The sequence below is a fragment of the Brumicola blandensis genome (assembly GCF_031846165.1).
Lineage (GTDB): Bacteria > Pseudomonadota > Gammaproteobacteria > Enterobacterales > Alteromonadaceae > Glaciecola > Glaciecola blandensis.
Genome location: NZ_JAVRIE010000001.1, coordinates 342,834 through 364,040, shown reverse-complemented (window position 1 = coordinate 364,040; position 21,207 = coordinate 342,834). Strand labels below are relative to the sequence as shown.

20 protein-coding genes are annotated in these 21,207 nt (G+C 42.1%); 7 read left to right on the top strand and 13 right to left on the bottom strand.

The genetic code is table 11. The annotated features are described in order from the left end of the window. Positions 1–197 precede the first annotated feature (197 nt). The 7 genes from RM544_RS01580 (at position 198) to RM544_RS01550 (ending at position 7,361) form a co-directional block, all read left to right on the top strand. Entirely contained in the window at positions 198–1,199 is a 1,002-nt protein-coding gene (locus RM544_RS01580) for a LacI family DNA-binding transcriptional regulator (RefSeq protein ID WP_311360029.1), read from the top strand. A gap of 86 nt (positions 1,200–1,285) precedes the next feature. Beyond that, positions 1,286–1,948 (top strand): ABC transporter ATP-binding protein, encoded by a 663-nt coding sequence (locus RM544_RS01575; protein ID WP_311360028.1) that lies wholly within the window; start codon positions 1,286–1,288, stop codon positions 1,946–1,948. Between the two features lie 42 nt (positions 1,949–1,990). After that, a complete protein-coding gene (locus RM544_RS01570) occupies positions 1,991–3,019 on the top strand; it encodes an HlyD family secretion protein (RefSeq protein ID WP_311360027.1) in 1,029 nt (342 codons plus the stop codon). After that, positions 3,009–4,007, top strand: coding sequence for an HlyD family secretion protein (locus RM544_RS01565; protein WP_311360026.1), 999 nt, complete (start codon positions 3,009–3,011; stop codon positions 4,005–4,007). The genes RM544_RS01570 and RM544_RS01565 overlap by 11 nt, the downstream gene beginning before the upstream one ends. Continuing rightward, a complete protein-coding gene (locus tag RM544_RS01560) occupies positions 4,004–5,230 on the top strand; it encodes an efflux RND transporter periplasmic adaptor subunit (protein ID WP_311360025.1) in 1,227 nt (408 codons plus the stop codon). Before RM544_RS01565 ends, RM544_RS01560 begins: the two co-directional genes overlap by 4 nt. Further along, the gene (locus RM544_RS01555; protein WP_311360024.1) at positions 5,230–6,483 is read left to right on the top strand and encodes an ABC transporter permease; all 1,254 of its coding nucleotides are present in this window, start codon (positions 5,230–5,232) and stop codon (positions 6,481–6,483) included. Before RM544_RS01560 ends, RM544_RS01555 begins: the two co-directional genes overlap by 1 nt. Positions 6,484–6,566: 83 nt before the next feature. After that, complete coding sequence (locus RM544_RS01550; RefSeq protein ID WP_311360023.1) at positions 6,567–7,361, top strand: substrate-binding periplasmic protein; 795 nt, start codon at positions 6,567–6,569, stop codon at positions 7,359–7,361. 77 nt (positions 7,362–7,438) lie between these two features. On the opposite strand, the gene RM544_RS01545 is transcribed toward RM544_RS01550, so the two are convergent. The 13 genes from RM544_RS01545 to RM544_RS01485 all read right to left on the bottom strand — a co-directional run bounded on the left by RM544_RS01545 (position 7,439) and on the right by RM544_RS01485 (position 21,185). Then, positions 7,439–8,257 (bottom strand): tetratricopeptide repeat protein, encoded by an 819-nt coding sequence (locus RM544_RS01545; protein ID WP_311360022.1) that lies wholly within the window; start codon positions 8,255–8,257, stop codon positions 7,439–7,441. Positions 8,258–8,350: 93 nt separating this feature from the next. Further along, positions 8,351–8,893, bottom strand: coding sequence for a molybdenum cofactor guanylyltransferase (gene mobA, locus RM544_RS01540; protein WP_311360021.1), 543 nt, complete (start codon positions 8,891–8,893; stop codon positions 8,351–8,353). A gap of 66 nt (positions 8,894–8,959) precedes the next feature. Then, on the bottom strand, positions 8,960–9,763 hold the full coding sequence (locus tag RM544_RS01535) for a hypothetical protein (protein WP_311360020.1): 804 nt from the start codon (positions 9,761–9,763) through the stop codon (positions 8,960–8,962). Beyond that, positions 9,764–10,255 carry a hypothetical protein gene (locus tag RM544_RS01530; protein ID WP_311360019.1) on the bottom strand — a complete coding sequence of 164 codons (492 nt, stop codon included), beginning with the start codon at positions 10,253–10,255 and terminating at the stop codon, positions 9,764–9,766. It abuts the gene before it with no gap. A 14-nt stretch (positions 10,256–10,269) separates the two neighbouring features. After that, positions 10,270–10,821, bottom strand: a complete 552-nt coding sequence (locus RM544_RS01525) for a hypothetical protein (RefSeq protein WP_311360018.1) — start codon at positions 10,819–10,821, stop codon at positions 10,270–10,272. Beyond that, on the bottom strand, positions 10,821–11,267 hold the full coding sequence (locus tag RM544_RS01520; RefSeq protein WP_311360017.1) for a hypothetical protein: 447 nt from the start codon (positions 11,265–11,267) through the stop codon (positions 10,821–10,823). Before RM544_RS01520 ends, RM544_RS01525 begins: the two co-directional genes overlap by 1 nt. 20 nt (positions 11,268–11,287) lie before the next feature. Next, complete coding sequence (locus RM544_RS01515; protein ID WP_311360016.1) at positions 11,288–12,181, bottom strand: hypothetical protein; 894 nt, start codon at positions 12,179–12,181, stop codon at positions 11,288–11,290. A gap of 13 nt (positions 12,182–12,194) precedes the next feature. Beyond that, complete coding sequence (locus tag RM544_RS01510; protein WP_311360015.1) at positions 12,195–12,761, bottom strand: hypothetical protein; 567 nt, start codon at positions 12,759–12,761, stop codon at positions 12,195–12,197. Between the two features lie 113 nt (positions 12,762–12,874). Next, positions 12,875–14,167 (bottom strand): hypothetical protein, encoded by a 1,293-nt coding sequence (locus RM544_RS01505; RefSeq protein WP_311360014.1) that lies wholly within the window; start codon positions 14,165–14,167, stop codon positions 12,875–12,877. A gap of 57 nt (positions 14,168–14,224) precedes the next feature. Next, positions 14,225–14,785, bottom strand: coding sequence for a hypothetical protein (locus RM544_RS01500; RefSeq protein WP_311360013.1), 561 nt, complete (start codon positions 14,783–14,785; stop codon positions 14,225–14,227). Continuing rightward, positions 14,778–16,379: a hypothetical protein gene (locus tag RM544_RS01495; protein WP_311360012.1), complete on the bottom strand. Its 1,602-nt coding sequence runs from the start codon at positions 16,377–16,379 to the stop codon at positions 14,778–14,780. The genes RM544_RS01500 and RM544_RS01495 overlap by 8 nt, the downstream gene beginning before the upstream one ends. Next, the gene (locus RM544_RS01490; protein ID WP_311360011.1) at positions 16,376–18,604 is read right to left on the bottom strand and encodes an FHA domain-containing protein; all 2,229 of its coding nucleotides are present in this window, start codon (positions 18,602–18,604) and stop codon (positions 16,376–16,378) included. The genes RM544_RS01495 and RM544_RS01490 overlap by 4 nt, the downstream gene beginning before the upstream one ends. Then, positions 18,594–21,185: a protein kinase domain-containing protein gene (locus RM544_RS01485; protein WP_311360010.1), complete on the bottom strand. Its 2,592-nt coding sequence runs from the start codon at positions 21,183–21,185 to the stop codon at positions 18,594–18,596. Before RM544_RS01485 ends, RM544_RS01490 begins: the two co-directional genes overlap by 11 nt. Positions 21,186–21,207 lie beyond the last annotated feature (22 nt).

Here is a 21,207-nt window from a genome sequence, read left to right as displayed (position 1 = left end):
CTTACAACACTGCGTGTATTCTTATGTAACGCCAATGTAAACGCGGCGTAAAATTTTTTATTATGATATAGTTATACATAAAAATGTAAGCGCTTTCAATTTAATTTATAGTTTATTCACATTCGCTGCGAGACAAAGACCAAAGCATTGGCTAAAATGACACTAGAGTGTTGTATTAAAATAAGAAAAATATAATTATGGCAACAATTTACGAAGTATCTAAAGCTGCTGGCGTATCGCTCGCAACCGTCTCTCGCGTGATTAATAAGAACGCTGTAGTTAGCGCTAAAACTCGCGAAAAAGTTGAACAAGCGATGCTTGACTTAGGTTACCGTCCTAACACAATTGCGCAGTCTTTAGCGTCAAGTAAAAGTAATAGTGTCGGTGTACTTGTATCTGAATTGGACAGTCCTTTCTTTGGCGAAATGATGTCCGGTATCGAAACCGAATTAAGACGAGCCGGTAAGCAAGTGATTTTCGCAGCCGGCCATAATACCGAAAAGATTGAAAAAGAAAGTATTGAATTTTTACTTAGTCGCTTTTGTGACGCACTAATTATTCACGTGGAAGAAACGCCAGAAGAATATTTGCAGCAACTTTCTGAAGGTAAAGTCCCTATTTATTTAATCAACCGCGTTTTAGATTCAATGAAGAATCGCTGCGTTCATATGAACAATGAACTGGGGGGCTATCGTGCAACGAAATTTGCGCTCGATAATGGGCATACTCAAATCGCGTATATCGCCGGCCCTCAACAAAAAGAAGATGCCATGGAGCGCCTCCGGGGCTACCAACAAGCATTGACTGAATCAGGTATCGACTTTGATGACAGCTTGATTGTATACGGTGACTATTCAGAACAAAGTGGCTCTGATTGTTACAAACAATTAGTCGACAAACCCAAAAAGTTTAGCGCATTAATTTGTGGAAACGACGAAATGGCTTCAGGTGCAATGAAACAAGCGCGTGATGAGGGTGTAGATATTCCTAATGACCTATCCATTATTGGTTTTGATAATACCTCATTTGCACAGTATCTTTACCCTCAACTGACCACCATTGACAATCCAATTGGTCAAATGGGGCAAATGGCAGCGTGTATGGTGCTAAACGATGTTTATGGCCATAAGCACGCGATTCAACGATATTTTGAACCAGAACTAGTGAAAAGAAAGTCACTGATCCAATACACAGAATAAATAGACTCAAACTAATCGGTTCTTTCATTGTCTACGTATGTTAGTGCAACGTTGTGAATGAAAGACAAGGATGTGAACACTACACTATGATTGAAATTCAGTCCCTTAAAAAGCGATTCCAAAATGGCGAAGAAATTGTCACTGCCATTGATGATGTATCATTAACTATCAAGCAAAACGAATTTGTCGCGATTATGGGCAGTTCAGGCAGCGGAAAGTCCACACTAATGAATGTACTTGGGTGTCTCGATACACCAAGTGACGGTAAATACCTACTCGACAACAAAGATGTTGCAAGTTTAAGCGATGACGAATTGTCGCGCATTCGTAATGAACATATTGGCTTTATCTTTCAAACCTTTCATCTACTACCCAAATTAGATGTCATCGAAAATGTAAAGCTCCCACTTCGTTACTCCAATATCAGCGCAGAAGAAGCTAACGAGCGCGCTTTTGAGCTGATTGAACGAGTGGGTTTAAGTCATAGGAAGTACCATAAACCTTTCGAAATGTCAGGTGGACAAAGGCAAAGAGTTGCAATAGCTAGGGCACTCATTAATAAACCCAGTGTTATATTAGCTGATGAACCTACCGGAAATCTCGATAGTAAAACGTCAAGCGAAATTATGGATTTACTTACAGAACTTCATCAAGCCGGACAAACCATTGTCATGGTTACTCATGAAGATGATATTGCACAATATGCTCAAAGAACCATAAGAATGAAAGACGGAAAGGTTCTCAATTAAGCCAAGATTTATCTGCACCCAATGTGCAAACAGGAAATTAACATGGCCGAAAGTAAGATGCTAAATATTCATATCAATACCAAACGACGTCGTTTTTATAAAACGTGCAGCGTGATCTCTACATCACTCATTGTTTTTCTGGGTAGCGCTAACATGTCTTTCTCCAGCGAATTGCTCCTTACTGGTAAGGTTAGCTCCTCAGCTAAGCAGGTGGTTAATGCGCCCCAGTCTAGTCGATGGCAAATACAAATCCAATGGATGGAGGAAGAAGGTGAAATCGTCAATGAAGGTGATGTCATTGCTGTATTTGATGGCTCGAATGAACAAAGTCGCTTAGATCAAAACATTGAATCATTAGAGCGACAAGTGCTTGAACTAGAACAACTCAAAATGGAGCAAGAACGAAAGGTCAGCGAAGCCGAGGGCAGTCTAAAGTTAGCCATCATGCGAGTCGACAGAGCAAGGATAGAAGCCTCAGTACCGGCGTCGGATGTTAGTCGTTACGACAAAGGTCAGTATGATTTGGCCTTACAGCGAGCACTGTTAGAACAAGTAAAAGCCGAAGAAGCATTACAGCGAGCGTTGAAAGAACGTTCAACTGAGCTACAAAAGAAAAACATTGATAACCAAAAGGTAGAAGAGGAAATTGCTTACCTCGAGGGCTTGCTGAATAAAATGAATGTCAAAGCGACCCTTTCAGGCCCAGTGAGTTATGCCATGCATCCTTGGACGCAGCAAAAAATTGCAGCCGGAAATAATCTTCAACCGAGTTGGAAGGTAATGGATGTGCAAGCAAGTTCAGATTTTCAAATTGAAACCTGGGTACATGAAATTGATGCTGTTGGTTTACAAGAAAACACACAAGTTGACTTAGTGATCGACGCCTACCCTGAGCAACGTTTTAAAGGCGAAATAGAAAGCATCTCCAGTCAGTCCGAGAAAAAATCACAATGGAGTAAAAGCGCTTACTTTCCTGCTATTATCCGGTTTGTAGAGGAACCTGACTTAAAACTTTTACCCGGTATGAGCGTTAGAATTCATGTAAACAAAGGGGCCTCAGATGATGCTTAAGCAACGTGCTATTTTACCTATTGCATTGGTTTTCTCTCTAGCCTTGTTTGGCTGTGGAGAAGAAATCATCGAAACGGCGCAAGACAGCGGTGACAAAAACATCAAAGCACCCGCAGAGCTTGTATCAATGCAAGAAGTCACTATTGGTCCGCCTAACGTTAGAAGAATGTGGAACTTTAAAATTGAATATCTGGCAAGAGAAAATGCCATTGTCAAACCCGGTGATGTGCTGGTGAAGTTCGATGGTCAACGTTTGCGCAATGACCTTGTCGGCCGACAAAGCGAGCTAGAGGCAGCCATTAAAGAGGCCGAGCAACGAAAACTCAATAATGAAGCGACGCTTAAAGACCTGTTGTTGGATTTAGCCGAAGCCAAAATGAATGAAGATAAAGCGCGCAGAAAAGTTGAAATTACTGATGCTTCTCGCTCTGAAATCGAGCGCAAAAAACAGCAAGCAGAATTCATCATTGCAAAAGAATCTCATTTACAAGCACAGAAGCGAGTCGAACAACATAAAAATGAAATGGCAATTAACCAGAAAGTGCAAAATGCCAGAATCGAAAACCGCCGTGTTCGTGTGAAAGACCTGCGAGACAGCATTGCCAAACTCACCATAAAGTCACCTAAAGACGGGATGGTGATTTACTACGATTGGAACGACGCAAAGCCAGCCGTTGGCGATACGGTCTATATGGGAGCGACGCTAATGACCTTGCCTTCCCTAGACAACATCTCGGTGAAAGTCGAATTTGATGAGTCCCATACAGCTAAAGTAAACCTAGGGCAGGAAGTCAAAGTGACATTAGACGCATTTCCCGAAAGGCCATTCAAAGGCAAAATCAGTGAAATAGGCAAAGCATACAGAAACAAATCTCAACGCAACTTAAAAGTCGTCTTCGACGCATGGGTAACATTAGATACCCTAGACAACGACGTAATGAGACCGGGTATGAAAGCAACCGTTGAACTTCCCGAGGAAGAAGCATGAAAATGATGAATAAATACAAGGTCCCGTCAGCAAGCCTTGCACTCTTATTGTCTGCTTTGCTAATTAGCGCTTGTTCCGAGGAAGAGGCTACCGTACCAACCTATGAAATTACTGACCGGAGTTTTGAAATAAAGGTATTTGCATTTGGTGAAATTGAGGCGGCAGAGGCTCAGCGCATCCCCTCCCCTGGCAATCAACCAATGACCTTGGAGTGGTTGGCGCCCGAGAACACGATTGTTCAAAAAGGCGATGTAATAGCTCGCTTTGATGCTCAACAAATCATAAAAGACAGTCGAGCAGAAGAGTTTGAAATGCTCAAACTGCAAGAAGACATGACCAAGAATAATGCGATTCAAAACCAGCAGTCCAAAGATATCGAATCTGATCAGACGTTTGTAAAGCAAGAGTTCGATTTTGTTGACCGCTTTGCGATTGATGATTTGCGTATATATTCGCAATTGGAGATCATCGACACACTGCAAAACCGTGATTTCTTGGAAGCCAAGGATGAGTTTTTAGAGTGGAAAGAAACCAGCATCGATAAGCAGCATGAAAGTGAATCAGCAGTGCTTAATATCCGCAAGCAGGGGCACGCTGCCAAATTTCAACGCTATCAACAAGCGCTATCGAAATTAGAAGTCGTTGCTCCCTACTCTGGCTTATTAATATATGAAAAAGACCGCCGTGGTGAAAAACCCTCGGTAGGACAGACAATATTCCCGGGCAGGCCAATCGCGCAAATCCCAAACTTAGATAACATGCAAGCACGCATATTTGCCTTGGCTAACGACGCCATTGACTTGGCTTTGGAACAAACAGTGAGCATTCGTCTTGACGCCTTTCCTGATCAAGAATTCACTGGCAAGATAAGCAATGTTGCGGGCTTTCCACGCTCTATAGAACGCGGTAATCCGGTTACTTATTATGAAGTTACCGTGACTTTAGATAAACAAGACAAGCAGCTTATGCAGCCTGGCCGTAAACTAACCGCTAATATCCAAGTTAAAACTGCCAGCAGTGCTGTGGTTATTCCTCTGCAAGCAATTCATCATGACCAAGGTAAGTCTTACGTTTACTTAAAAAAGAGCGGCACATTCGTGCGCAGTGAAGTCAGCAGTGGTCGCAAGAATCAGTATTTAGTAGAAATAACAGAGGGCGTTGAAAAAGGCGATATTATTGCTTTGAGCGTACCAGAAAATATCGCAGAAGGTGTTCAATCATAATGAACAAATATATTGTTTTACTGAAAGACGCTATTGCCGAACTGTCCGCGCAAAAACTTCGTACATTCCTGACCTTGTTAGGCATGATATTTGGCGTTGGCGCTGTTATCGCTATGCTGAATATTGGTGAAGGTGCTGAACGCCAAGCATTGAAGCTCATTGACTCAATGGGCGTCAACAATATCATTGTAGAAAGCAAAGAGTATCCCAGCGAAGAACTCGTTGAAATACGCGAAGAAAGTTTGGGTTTATCTATGGGTGATGTAAATGCAGCCTTGTCGACCTTACCTTTCGTTGAGGGTTTTAGCGCAAGTAAAAAGATACGCGTGCACGATATATACAGTGATGAAAGCAAGTCACAAGCCGAAGTCCTTGGCGTAACGCTAAGCTACTTTGAGCACGCAAACCTCAAGTTGGCATCAGGCAGGTTATTAAATGAAACAGATAACACAACGATCAGCCAATCAGCGGTACTCGGATTTGATGCCGCTGCGGAATTGTTTCCCGACCTAATAAGTGACCCTAGCCGTATCATTGATAAATACGTGAAAGTGAATCACGTGTGGTTGTCTGTAGTTGGTGTACTGAACCCTCCACCTGGCGACAAAAATGAGTTTCAGGGGGTAAAGATTGGCGGCGATCGGTATCGTATTTTTATTCCTGTCTCAACCAGCACTCAGAAGTTTTCCAGTGACGTACTCGCCAGCGAACTCGACACAATCAAGCTAAACATTTCGAAGCAAAGCGACCCTGTAATCGCCGCTAAAGCAGTTGAACAGCTGATGCAGTTGCGCCATGGTGGCGTGGATGACTATACACTTGTCATCCCCGCAGCCTTGCTTGAGCAACAAAAGCAAACACAGCAAATATTCAATATTGTGATGGCTTGCGTGGCTGGTATTTCCTTGCTAGTTGGCGGCATCGGTATCATGAATATTATGTTGGCGAATGTAATGGAAAGAACCAAAGAAATTGGTCTACTACGTGCTGTTGGTGCAACTCAAAAAGATATCAAAGAACAATTTTTGGCTGAAAGCTTCGCAATATCAGTATTAGGTGGGATTTTGGGTATTGTATTTGGGCTCGTGCTTTCAGAAATAATTGGGACCTACTCTGGTTGGGCTGTTAGTTGGTCTATCCCAGCGATATTTTTATCTTTGAGTATCTGTATGATTGTCGGCGTTGGCTTTGGTGTTTTCCCTGCAATTAAAGCATCAAAATTGAACCCAATAGATGCTTTACATAGTGATTAAAAAACAAGTACTCTAGTCGGCGAAAATGCTTTCCTCTTGGAAAGCATGCATTAAGTTAACAGCCCAAATACTAAGGTTTTCTCATGGATATCAAAGATCATCTGTGCACAGCTATGCTTCTGTTAGGCTCGGTATATTCAGGCCTCGCTTCAGCCCAAGGAGCGCCAGATGCATGTGAAGTAGTCAATAGCGCACCCAAAGAAATTAAACTTGCGGTAGCTAATTACGAACCTTGGATGATCATTAAAAGTGGCAAAGTGAGTGGTATCGACTTAGATATCGTGAATGAAATAGCTGCGCGGCTAGGTGTTGAAGTAAAAACCGTCGAATGCAATTGGGCTGACTGTTTGGAGAAGGGTCGCGTAGGACATGTTGACCTGCTGACCAACATGTTTAGAACACCTGAACGTGAGCGCTTTCTAACTTTTGTTGAACCTGCATATTTACTTGGGACTCATCGTGGCTTTTATATGTTAGGCGATCAGAAATACCTACTAGAAAACTACGCTGACTTAAGTGATAAGGTGGTAGGTTTCGAAAATGGTGTTCCTTCTTTTGACAAGCTCGATAAAGACAATTCGCTTGATAAACGCTATTTCGAAAGTGCTTATAAAGTCCTGCAAGCTTTATTAGAAAAAGATATTAAAGTGGCTGTGGGACAGGACAATGTCTTCGACTTTATTATTAGTAGTAATGAAGCATTCAGAACGAGTATTACAAAACAACGCTTTTCAGTGTACACGGAAGAACTCGGTTATTTCGGCATATCAAAATGCTCAATAAAACCTAAATTATGGGCCGACTTTGAAACAGAACTCACGAAGCTAATCAATGAGGGCTTGGTAAACAAGTTCGTCAAAAGGTACGAAAACAACTAGCGCCCATTCACCTAGTGAAAGAGCGCTAATTTAGTTACTTCTAAATACTCGACCTTTACTCACCCATATCGACTTACTTAGCGTGAGACAATACCAAAGCTCCCTGGCAATATAACAACACTTGAGAAATCATCGAGCTTATCTGCTGTTGTCGATTTGCATTCAATTCGCTCAGCGCAGCTTTTCCCTTTAAAGCGTGTTCCTAACGATTTAATAGGCTTCCGCATACTTAATAACTGACTGTTCAGCATATTCGTTAACGACGGCCCTGATATAGTAATTCGCTCAATATCATCATCTGGCCACTTACTTTCACCTTCCTCGCTCTTTAACATAGGAGCCATATTTATTTGCGCAGCTAACATTGGAAAAGTATCACTCGTTATCTCAGTACTTTTCCTAATGTGGTCAATAATTTCTGGCACGTTTATCTGGCGAGACTCGTAAGCTGACGCTAAATATTCGTCAGCTTTCTTCACATTTTTGACACCATATTCATCGGTCAGGTAAACAACACCCAACATAAATTTTGCTGTTTTGTGATTGTTCTCTGCCGCTTTTTCTAAGTATTCAATACCTTCTTCGACGTCCTGAAAATCAGATTCACTCACATACAGCAAGCCAGCCATATACTGAGCTGAGGTGATTTTCCCTCGAGCAGCTTTCTTAAAATACGTTAGGGCGGTTCTTGGATTAGATTCAACACCATAGCCATAGTAATAAAAATTACCCAGCACAACATTTGCTTTCTGATGGCCGTTTTTTGCTGCTTTTTTAAAGCCCTTAAAATAAGCTTTACACTCTTCTGTCATGCAAGGCTCTAGTTTTGCTGCCGCCGATGGCGCAGAAAAAAATAGAGAAAATGCAATTAGTAAGAGTATCGAATAGAGTTTCATAATCAGTTCCCTTTATTATTTGTCATTGACACATACACACTGTTTAAAGATTACGCAGAAATCTTAACCTTAGCAAGTTCTCGACTCAAAAAGCTAAGAGAAGCTTTTCCAGTCTTGCGGCGTATTGATATTAAGAAACTCGTTCGGATGAATATTGACGCTGGACTCATCAATTTGATGTAAAGGTGCAACATTAAGTAGCTGCTTTAATGGCAAACCTCGATGTTGCTTGATGGTGGCAGCGAACGCCAAATGTTGCTCATCCAAATAAATTGCCGCCGGCAAGTAAAATTGAGAAAAAATAGTCGATTGTTTACTCTCAATGCAGCGTTGTAATAGTAGGTTTAAGGTATGCTCTTTTAAGGCAGGCATATCGTTTGGCACGACCAGTAAAATATCCTTTGGCTGCATATTTAATGCATGAATAACGGAGTAAATACCGCCCACTGGACCTTTATGTTGAAAGGTATCTTGTATGCCAGCAACTGAACCACTCTCGACTATCTTATCCAAATCACATGATTGTAAAATAGAGGTGGCATGCGCAAGTAAGCTTCGTCCATCTTTTATCAATTGCGCCTTGTCACGCCCCATCCGAGTAGACTTACCTCCATTCAATACAACGCCCACTTTCATCTTGCTACCTCACCTCTCAGCTTACACTATCGCCATATGAAAAAAACTTGATACGCTTTCACTATATCACGATAAACAAGGCTTAGCAGATAGAAGCCATGAGGTATCTAATACTCGCCCATTGACTTTAATATTGCGCAGCCTCAATTGCTTGTTGACGAGCACATAAGTTGCACCAAACTGCTGTAATTCTGCTGCACCATGATGATTGATAAGCTCATTTGCAATTAGTGAAGCTAAGGTAAAATCAAGCGCGTATGGAAACACTCTCACCGGCGTATCATGCGCAGCATAAAGTGAAAGTAACTGGCGTTCATGTTTACTTAAATTCTGATTCACAACTCGTAAAAGTTCACTTCTAGGTGCTTGCCCATCTTGTTGATTGCTGAGGATGGTCAATTGACTTTGTGTTTCCTTATCCACGGCACCAAAAACAAGGCCTTCACAGCGATACATATGCTGAACAATTTCGTTTCTTTTTCGGTCGTTTTGCGGAAAATAAAACTGTATCGCTTTTGCATCTAGTTCATTCAAGGTAGTCAGTACCTCGCGGGTTTGTTGTGTGCTCGGCGTCACCGTTTTATCAACTTGTTCGATAGGTCTTTGTTTTGGCACCGAAGGCAAGGCAACCTTTAGCGACCCAACTAAATGCTGGTTTATATGTGCCGTCGTATCGTCGGCAGTGTCATCGAAAGGCCTGTCATGTGCACCGGTCTTATTGTTAGGTATCGATTTTACAGTCATCATAGCTTGCGGGTTAGCCTCGTGAGCTTGCTCGCTTGTTTGGACGTCATCAAGGGGAGAAAACCAAACCATGCCAAACAACCAAATCAAGGTGCACATGAGTAAACCGGCGCTAATCCATTTCATTTAGTTGCTCAATGCCCGCAAGGAAGCCATTTCCATTTTCGATACCACGTCTTGCAAGCGCGCTAATTGCTCTCTTTTTATGTTCTGAGCATTCCCAGTGTCGCTTGCTATCTCACTTGCAACCTTTAGTTCAGTCGAAACCTGTTTATTTTGCCTTGCCACACTCATTTTAGGCTCTACTGTAGACTGCGGTGTTAGGACATCGGTCTTTTCTGTCAGGAAATCAGTTTGTTGCCTTAATTGTGAAATTAGCGTTTGCATCGCACGCATTGCTTCAGCCTGCTCCTCCAGCTTTACAGATAACGTGTGTACTTGCTCTTGCAGATGCTCTGTTCTCTTAAGAGCTAATGTGTCAACAGAATGTGTTTGCAATGGCTGCGGCGAATCCTGCCAAGACGATAGCCAAGCTTTACCCGCTTCAGATTGTAAGCTTAAGTAAACAAGTGCTATACAGAAACTAGCAACAAATACTAAAATACTAAAATGTTTCATACATCCCTCCTATTTCATTTATTGGCAACGTGATCTCGCGTCAAACTAGCGAGTCGCTTTGCCATCGAAATACTTGCCAATGCTCGAATTAACGTAGCACTTGGCAAACCTACAACGGTAGTCATAAACGCCATTGAAAATTGGCCAGTGAGTTCGCTAATGATGCTATTGACTGTCTCAGGGCTGAGTTCTTGTTGTGACAAGCTTCCGATCCCAAGACTGATACCTAGCAAAGTATAGGTTAACGACAGTGTTGAAATTGCGTTAGCTATCTGATGACTAACTTCCAAGAAAAATTCTTTTTCTTTTAAGGTAGTGTCGTTTCGAATAATCTTATAAATGGCCATAAAGCCTGTTGCCATTAACGGCAAATAAATAGAGACAAACGACACGCTGAACACTTTCTGGATGTAGCCAATCAGATCCAATGCACTGGTTTGTGTTGTGAAGCTCGCTATTGCTAGCAATATCACGGCACAGGCAAACGCGATTGCACACTTCACAAGAATAGCTTTCGGCCAAAGAGCCAATCCCTTTGAGCGACATTGATGTTTGACCAATAACATTAGCGATAACCTGCTTTAGTCTCAAATATGCTTTGATTGCTTAGGTTTACCTGCAATAACCATTGGTTCATGGCGTTAAGCTCGTTCTCAGCACCAGCGTGCACCAGAAAGGTGGTGTCATAGTCATTGAAAGCGCGCTTAACCATATTTGACTGGTGTGACAGCAGTCGTTCGTCGCGCAAGACCATACGTTCCATATCAGCTAGCTGACGCTGCTGTTGCATAAGCTTTGCATGCTTTTGTTCTACGCTTAAATTATTGTTTAAGAACGTGGCAATCAGCGCAGCTCTCTCACGTTCTAAATTTTTCAAACTGAATAGATCTTTGTCAAATTTAGAATTATTTGCGCTTGCTCCGAAACTCATTGATATAAAAAGAGCGAGTAACAGTGGCACTGAAAATAATGTATTGATCTTATTTATTGGCTTATTCGTGGTGTTTTTCATTTTTGGCTCCTGACATGCTCTTACAGAAACAAATCTGCAGCTTGACTTGGTTTAGTGAAATTATTAATAACAGCGCCTTCGTCGGTCTCTTCGTAAGCCAAAGCAAACTCAATAGACTGAGCATCTAAGGCAACGAGCTTCGCCATGTAAGAGATCATGAGTGCTTCTTGATCAAGTAAGGATTGATCACTGGCAGCTTGCATCAACAACTGGCGAACGTATTCTTGCGCACTGACCTCAACACCATCGATGGTCGGTGCCATAGACGATTTGTGTTTCGCTATAGCAGACTTCAATCGTTCAATTTTGTCTAAATTGGCAGCAAACTCATCAGCATATGGACTTCGACTATCGAGACCTTGATTCAAAAGCGTTTCGTCAACTTGAGCAATGACTTTTTCCATACGCTTTTTCGCAGCTTCTTGACGTTTCCGTATGGCTTGCATATCAACATTAGCTGATGAGTTGGTTTGGTATAACAATTGTTGCAAGACATCTTCGTAAACACTTTGCTTTTTATTTAATGCTTGCTGGCGCAGCACTTGGCTCAATTGCATGTCATCTAAATAACTAGATTTTAGTTGTACAAGACTCACACGCTCTTCAATCATCTCTTGCTCGGGAACATCTGTAAGAATGGTCTGCAACGCGACTATTTTGTCTCCTTTCGACGCGATTTCATTCTCTAATTGGAGTAATTCACTTGCTAAAGGTGACATATCGAAATCTTGTTGTATGCGCTTTTCAATCAAATTGGCAGGCAGTTTGATTAAGGTTTCGGAAGCAACAGGTTGCCAATCAGCATCTTGCGCCAAAGCCTGTGGCATTTGCATCCAATACAAACAAAGCAAGATTGAAATTGCGATGCGTTTTTGACGCTTTAATCGCTTGATAAAAAGTAGTAATAAATTCATGTGTGGGCTCCTATTAGTTTCTGCGCCAATGATATTGACGACTCAGTTCATCACGCATTGACTCATTAATGTTCAGCATTCTAATTTGATGACTTGCTAGCGTGTCGTAGTTCAGTAACGCGGTGATTGTGTCTACAAACGAACTATAATCGACATAGAGTAAATCTTGCTGTGGAAATTGATGACGAAAACGCTCAAAAGCCATTTCAGCCCTCTCTGAATCACCGGCCTTGATATAATTGATAACTGCTAAAGCACTCAATTGCATCGCTCTTTGATTGTCAGGGTGCTTTGGATGTAAACGTAAATCTTCAATGCATCGAGACGCGCGATCAGCTAAGGCGATATGTTGTGCGGGATTGCTGTGTTCCCCCATATTCTGCTGTTGCTCTCGCAATTGCGTGAAGCAAGCCATTGATAATCCGGGGGTGGCTTCAGCTTCCATTTTTTGGGTAGCACGAGTCTCGGAATTAAGTGTCTTGGTGTTCAGTACAGACATTGGTGCAGCGTCATTGGTATTTGCGCAAGCGGCTAACACAAAGACAGCGACAAAAATAATGAGTAGTGATTGAGCCTTCATAGTTCTCTCCTGTTAAGTCTTACTGGAGGCTATGAAATGATTAGGCTAGTTTTTTAGCAGCAGTCTGTTTTAACAGTAAAAAATATAGAAAATTGGTCTTTGACTATGTTCACTTACTCTGGCTTTACAAGTAAACGATGTGATAGATACTGAGGATTCACATTAATTGTCGTAAAGAATTCAGCTAACACTTCTACTGACAGGTTTTGAGACGAAGGGACGCGACCTAAGTAGTCAGTTAGGCTAGCAAGGTCGCTAAGATCCAATCTTTCTGGCGTTATGATCAAGTAAAACTGTCTATTTGCCTGCTGGTATTGCGGTAGGTTAATACGCCACACACGGTCATTATCATTCTCTAAAAAGCGTAACTCCATGACCGTTTTAGTATCGGTGATCATCCACACTTGAGGCACGCTCTCTCTCGTATGTAAATACAAGCCACAAAGCTCATCCAGAAAAGCCGGCGATGCCTGCGTCACATATTGCCCACCGACATCTAAACGAAATGTTTGCGCATTTGCATCGCAATTCCCGCCACTTTTTTTACTTATCACATACTCTACTTTACTAGCCGGTGGAGACGATTCATGCATTTGCACATAGGTGAAAGTCAGTAGCAATAATACAAAGGGAATAAGGACATATTTTATTTTGCTGCGCAGTAGGTGATTTAGTCGACCAAGCAGCATACTGTTTGCAGCGTTGTGGCTTTGGGCCTTTGTATATATGTTCGATTGAGAGACCTGATTGCTTGCGTCTGGCACAGCAGGTCTTTCATTTTGCACTGTTGGCAAGAAACTATTTACATGTTCAATCAGCTCACTTAGCTTACTACACCTATGCATTGAACAATCCAGTTCAGGAAAGTGCTGACTCTTGTTAGCTTCTGGATAAACAAACTCTGCTAACACTCCTTGTTTTTGCCATTGGCTAACTTGTGCAGAGGCTGCAATGATTTTTTCTGCAACCGCCGTCACACCTTCCACATGCTTATCTGTGGTGTTTACTTGACCTGTAACACAAAAAACAATATCGCCTTGTTCTACTATGCCATTGCCAAGTGACACGCTCTGCGATGCAAGTTTTGCATTTTCTGTGGTGACTGCGCGTGACGTTTTTGCTAAATCCGACAAATAATGAGCTAAATAAACACCCAGCTGCCAACTTGCGCCCTGCTCTATGTTCCGAGATAAATTAAGTCTATAGGAAGTGCCACCAAACTCTCGTTGAATAAGCCCAGTGCTTTTTTGTACAAAACGGTGATACGCACTACTAATATTAGCCATGTCTGAGGTGCCATTGAGGGTAATGACGCTTTGCAAATCAGGATCATTCAAATCCGTGATGTTCTGCACAGCAACCAAGCCTTTTGTGCTCGCAATAAACACGTGAACAACTTGATTCATCTTATACCTACGTGCAGTTTTTTTACCTTTCGACTCATATTCAGAGAGAGATCCTCTTTAATGTTGTTGTATGAAAATTTGCGTTTCAACATGACACAATAGCGCATAACTTTGGCTATCTTTGTCTATCACAAGCTGCGTTTTACTATCGATCAACTCAGGAAAGTGCAACACAAAGAATTGATTATCTCGCAACAAGTGAAGATATAAACCTTGTTCAGTGTTTGGCAAATCAGATTTTATTTTAAGGGTAATGTAAGCTTGGTTTGGCATGAGTCTATCTTGCTTTATGCGTATTTCAAACTTGTCATTACTGCGCTCTTCTATATCCGTTTCGGAACTGGCCGCGATTTGCGCGTCACTTTGCGTAAAAGACAACTTGTTAAGCACCCAAGCAAACTGCTGGGCCAAATCGGCTTGTTGATTGATTAAACCCAGTGTCTTCTTTGCAAAGACCGAGTTGGGTCTGCAGGCACAATAGACAAGATCGTTGAATAGCGGTCGTGTTGTTTTTGAAGCGCTCTCACTTGGTAAGCTTTGCGTTAATACACGCAGTTGTTGTTTGGCAATAAATAGGCTTTCTGTATTACTGCCAGGCTCTAAATTTTGGCTATCCATTGATGCCTCCATGTCTTTTTTCAAATTCACTAAAGAATATGAAAAGGTCAGAGCGATAATTTTCCTCATTTCGCACAGAGGCTGTCGCTTTTTTAAATTTTCCTATGGTTGACATACACTGGTGTAAATTATTTATCGCACTACTATAAATATCAGCATCAGCATATTCGCTGCCTTTTCGAAATCCGTCTCGATTATTCGCTTTCAAGTGTTGCATGGCTAGTTGCATGTGCTTATTAAGCAAAGGGTTCTGTAATAAAGCGGCACTCACACCACTAAACGTCAAGTCCCTGATTTTTGCGCTGCGCACGACATTATCCAACGTACGCTTACTTTGTTCGTCAAGCATATGACTGAGTGTAATTAACAAGGCTCCCAGGCATCTTGCATCTTTCTTCTCATACAAAATACCGACGCAACTAAGCATAGCGGCACAGGCATTTTTAATCCATTTATCCAACACCAGTGCGTAGGCGTCGTAGTCTAAGGCTGGTTGTCTAAGATCCGTGACATTACTGTTGGTGCTGTGAATATCTTTTTGCCGACTGCGTTGGATTATTTTAGCTTGCCAAGGAGAAAACACAGTGGCTCGAAGCAGGGATAATGATAAGCGGTGTATACTCTCTTGCTGCTCTAGCAATAGAGCAACATCTTGGTATTGTTGCTTGCTGATAAGCTTAGGCTGCTGAGTTAACCGACTCATATCTGCGATGCCGTCAATACAGTCTGTATAGAGTTCAAACAGCGATGCTCCCATTTGCGGTTCTAGTTCACCACCCTGAAAGTCAAAAAAGGCCTCATCGATGTTATTAGCACGCTCCACTTTTAATTTATTTTGATTTAGCTCGCAAGCAAGGTCGTAGTCTAAAACATCTAGCAACGCGCTCTGATACTTTACATATCCCTCTTGCTGGAAGGCAGCTTGCCAAAATTGCAGTACCTGCTTATCGTTGAAGCGAACATCAGCACTATTGCTGCGCTTCCATTCATGAATAAAGCGAAATTTTTGTTGCACATTCGCACTCGGCAGATGCTCTTTGAGCAAAGCATAAATGCGCTGTTGCAGTAATGAAGCAACTTTCTTTACTTGCGCTTCGCTGTCAGTATTTAAATTAAGTTCTAGCTCTTCGATAAACCCGCTAAAATAACTAGATAACCATTCCAGAAATGCACTTAATACTGCAATACGAGTTGCGCTAACCGTAAATGACTGTTGTTGGGGGGTAATTTTCAAACCCACTTCGTCTAGCTTGATACTGGGCTTAGCACTGAGTCTTTCCTCACTACTAAGAGTGGAAAAATGCTGTTCAATCATTCCTTCAATAGATGCGCGAAACCCCTTAGGGCTAATTACCTCTTGTAGCCAAAAGAAGTCTAGTAATGCCTGGCCCTGCCGACCATATTTTACGATCGGCCAACATAAGTAGCAGAGTTCTAAACATAACTTGCCATAGTTACGACAAACAATGTACTGCGCCAACTTGTCGATTGTTTTCTGAGTATATTTAGCGTCGCCTAGCAGATTGGGTGTCTCTCGCAGTAAATCAAAATCAGCTTGTAAGGTGCTACTGACACCAAAAGAAATAGGATTCACTTTTTAAACTGCTCTTTATCTGATTGGCTAGCCACGCCGATGCCAGAGCTCTGACTTTGTGATACTGGATGCAAGGTTAATGTAGCCACATAATCGTCAACTTGTATTGTGACATTATCCATGATTGGCACTTTACCTTTTAATTCAGCACCATTCACTTTAATAACGAATGATTCTTGAGGTGTGTCGCCCATGCGGTCTAGGTACACACCACCGTCAATTTGTAAGGATGCCACAGGCAGTAATAAACTCTTTTCATCTCGACTTATTGCTTCATTATGATACTGCGACCATTGCGATTCGCTATACCACATACAATCGTACTCGCGTTTTACCAAGATAAATACTTCGCGGGAGAGATACCATAAAGTGTGCTCATAGATAGACGGATTTAAAAAGCCAACAGCACCCATATTACTGCCACGCGGTAACATGGAGTTTTGCGAAAGACACAAAGCTAGACACGAATCCCCCCGAACATAAGCAACTTGCAACGCAATTGTACCGAGATCATCTGGCGGTAATAAGTGTATCTGATTCATTTCCTTCAGGACGTAGTCCCGTTCGGTTTCGATATTTTTGTACTGCAACCAAACACCATTGCTTGCGCCAATATCAACAAGACTAAAATGCCCGGCATCCTGCCGAGTTACAGCTGCGCTCTGCCCTAATCTCGACAAATTACTTTGCGGCAACTGCAAGTGTAAATCTTGATTTAGAGCACTGTTTTTATTCGGTCGCCCTATATGCATTTGTGAAGACGTATTGATGATCAGTTGCTGGTTTTTTGCCGAAATAACAAGCCCTTCGCATAAAGCACTTTTATTTGCGCTGATCCTCTCGATTAGTTTATTGATGGAATCTATTTGTAAGTCAATGACTGGGCGATTGTACTTCTCATGACTTTTACACAAATCTAGGGCGGTATAGGCTTTTTCCAAAGCAAGGAAGGTATTGTTCTGCTTGGCAAATGAAACGGCACTAGATACCAATTCTTTCCATAGTTCTCGTTCATCTTTTATTTCTTGGTGCTTGGACTGTTGTTCTGATATTGCGTTCTCTAAGGCCCTTGCAGAGATATTTGATGCATTTTGTTCCAAAGCTCTTTTAACAAATACATTCGCCGACTCGACTTCATTATTTTGCAAAAGGTTGGTAGCGTTGTCGAACCACATTCTGGATTGCTCAACCCGTTTTTCGAAGTGCGAAATTTTATTCTTCCAAGATTTGCTGACTAAAAATGGAAACGGTACTTTTTGTATCGTATCAAGCAGTGTTAACCAACGACCGCATTCATTCTCACGTGCATATCGACGTAAGTTGTTCTCTATCCAAAATCGCAACAATAAAAGTAAAACCAAATAAATAATCGCAATGAAAACTAACCAAAGCCCTAGGTTTTGCCAAAAGTAAGCCGGTTGGGTTCGCGTTAATTTGAATAACCTATCTTGCTGAATAAAGCGAATATTGGCTTCAAGCCCCAAGCGCTGACTCAAACCAGCGGCTTGCTGCCGAAATTTTGCAGGTGTTAATGGGGATGTAACACGAAAAGATATATCTTTAGTTGGCAGTAAAAGTCTTAAAAAATGATTATGTGTTTCTTCTGTCAGCAAGGTAGTGCTAATGTTAGCCGCACTGGGCAACAATAAACTAGACAATACGCGTGACTCTTCTGGCGTAAACTCTTTCATTGATACTGTGTAAGTATAGCGTTTTGCGGAACGCGCTATCGTCGCGGCAAAGCGCTCACCCAATGTTAAAGCAAGCTCTTCGCTTAAGTCTCGAATAGCCGAGCTAGACACTTCTTTTTCAAACTCTTCGCTAATGCCTGCGCTAAAAATAACGACGCCAGAGACCGGATCTACGGCTTTCAAACGCATGACTAGTTGATCATTCATACCGGTACGTTCTTGTCTGAGTTTGTATAATACAAGTAAATTAATATCGGGATGTGTTTTTAACATACGGGTAGATAAGGACATTAATGACTCTTCACCGCAATTGGACAATTCACAATTCAAGGACAAGGCGCTAGGAGACACTAGCGCTATTTGTTGACGAGTAAAGGCATCAATAAGTTTATCGTTAATGGCTTCCGATACGCTGAGTTCCGAAGAATTATCCTGAAAATCAGAGACTAGTAAAGCTTGCCAGTCATTTGCTAGAGCATTCCCTGACATGAAGGCAGTAAAGATTACCAGCAGTTTATATAGACTACTCTTCATCTTTTGGTCCTGTTTGCATATTGGGTTCTAGCACTTCCACCAATCTAAACCCGGTAGTATGTGAGCGCGCATTTTTCTGCAAAGCTTGTTTGGCTTGAGTAGACAGCGCCACATGATTTGTGAACCATGAACCGCCCTTCACAATGGCCTGATCGCATCTTTCTTGAAGGGATGTGTTGGCAGCAGCCACGCAGTCTGAGGTCCACTCCTGTACATTACCGTGTAAATCGAAGAGTTGCCACTGATTTGCAAAAAAGCTCATGACCGGTCTGGTGCTGAAACGATAGTCATCACCCCGCCAATTTAGTGAGTAACAATCTCGACAATGTGCCTGATCTAAGCGGAATGACTCACCCCAACTATATCGATTTGTTGCTTGCCCAACGCTTGCTGCATGTATCCATTCTTGCTCTGTAGGCAAGCGCAAAAAACTATGGGTCTGTTTTGTAAGCCAAGGAATGAACTTGTCTGTTATATCAAACCAACTCACGTTGACCACAGGGTGATCGGCTTGCTCAAAGATGACCTGACGCGGGTCATCAGAGAGTAAATTAGACGCAAGGCACTCACCGTCATCGATACATCGTTGATACAATTCGTTAGTCACTTCAAATGACATCATTCTTATTCGCTCAGAGCTAGCCTCTATCTTAGGTAACAAAATAAACTCTACAGGCGTGCCATCTGCAACACTAAGGTCTGTCTCCCCAATAAAATAGCGGCTATTGGATAGCGTTAAGTTCGCGCTTATTGTCACGACCTTATCCAACAAGGCGCTGTCATCGAGGATCAAGCGCTGCTTTTCTGTTAAATAGCCGGTTTTACTGATACGAACAGTGTAATTGCCAGCAATAAGCTGCTCCGGTGACACCATCTCACCATTTGCGGCTTGAAAACTGACCATCGCGTCAGCGGGCTGAATATTGAAGCTAATTGGAAACACTCTCATCGGGCCTTCTTGCACCGGACTTGTTTCAGCGGTCTCCCCTGAGATTGCATTGTTATCTTGCACTACTTTTACCGGTTCTTTTATCGCTGCTTTTGTTGGTGTCGTCACTTGCTGAACTTCAATGCGCTTCGTGGCGGCCTCTTCACCAAACTCATTGATGTTTGACACAAGGGCTGCGATAAAAATGACGAACAAAGCCATACTAATGCTAATGAAGGTGCGCTTAGTAGAGCGTAAGCGGGGTTTTAACGTGTGCTTTTGTCGCGAAGCACTTTTGCTATCGGTATGGCTTTTATTCAATTGAAACGTTTTTAAGCTATCTTCAATTAACTTTTCGAGAGTGGCTTTATCGAAGTGCATGTCGTTTGGATTTGCAATGTGAGTCTCAGTCTTATTTGGTAACACAGCAAGACCAAGCTGCAACAAGTTATCGCGTACATCTTCGGGTAGAGCTACTTTGGGAACGTCTATTCCTTTTTCTATTTGAAAGGCTATTTCCTGCTTTATCTGCTCTTCGACTTGCTCTAGCCAAAGAACAAAACGCGCAAACGCAGGTTCATTGTGCTTTAGTTGCCGCTCAACAATGCTAATGTATTCTTTTAAATCAAAGGTTTCAAAGTCGTCGTGCAAAGTGGCTTTTGCAATAAGAGATAAACGTCTGAAGTCAAAATCGCTAAGATAGCCTTGCTTTCGAAGCACTTCAACGATGTCGTGTTTCAATTGTGTTAAGCCATTAGCTTCTTGGTTATCACCGTGTTGTAAGCCTGATAAAAGTTGAGTCGCATTCTCATCGACTTCTGCTTCATATCGTGCTTCAGCAGAACCGCTTTCAAGCTCTTGGTTACGTTCGAATGCGTTCACCAAAGCAGAAAACTCAGCCGCATTTTGCGGCCTTTTGTTCGGATCGTTTTCAAGCACTTTAGCTAGCAGAGTGAGAAAATGAGCTTGGTTTCCTATTTTCGGCAAATCGGTATTGATGTGTTTATGTTTTCCAGTAAAGCACCTGAACAACACAGCTGCCAAAGAATACATGTCACTAGCAGCATTAAGCTTCTCTGTACCTGCTACTTGCTCAGGGCTGGCAAAGTATTGACTGCCAAATTTCGCCGTCTGCTCGCTGACATTTTGTGTACTATGCGCATTTGGCTCATTGAGTAATTCAGATACCCCAAAATCAGCAATTTGCACTTGCTCATGATCGTCAATCAGTAAATTGCTGGGTTTGATATCGAGGTGAAGAATGCCGACTTTGTGGATAGCTTCTAATGCATGAAGTACTTGCTTTGCAATTTGTAGGCATTGGTTTTGACTCAGCCTGTTATCTTCTCCTAATAGGTCTGCCAATGTTCGTTTATAGTACGGCATCACAATGTAAGGTTTTTGGTCCTCAGTAAAACCGAATTCCATAAAATTCACAATGTGAGGGGCAGAGCTTAAGGAATGAAGCATTTTACTTTCTTGTAAAAAACGCTGACGCCAGGCAGATTCGCTTTCAACCGGTGTGTGTTCAGCAGCAAATACCTTGATGGCTACCTGCACATCAAGTGAAGGCTCCATGGCCAGATAGACATCGCTAAAACCACCGCGTGCTATCAGCCCTACAATGTCATACTTGCCAATTTTTTTAAACAAAAAAATACCCTACTACACAAAC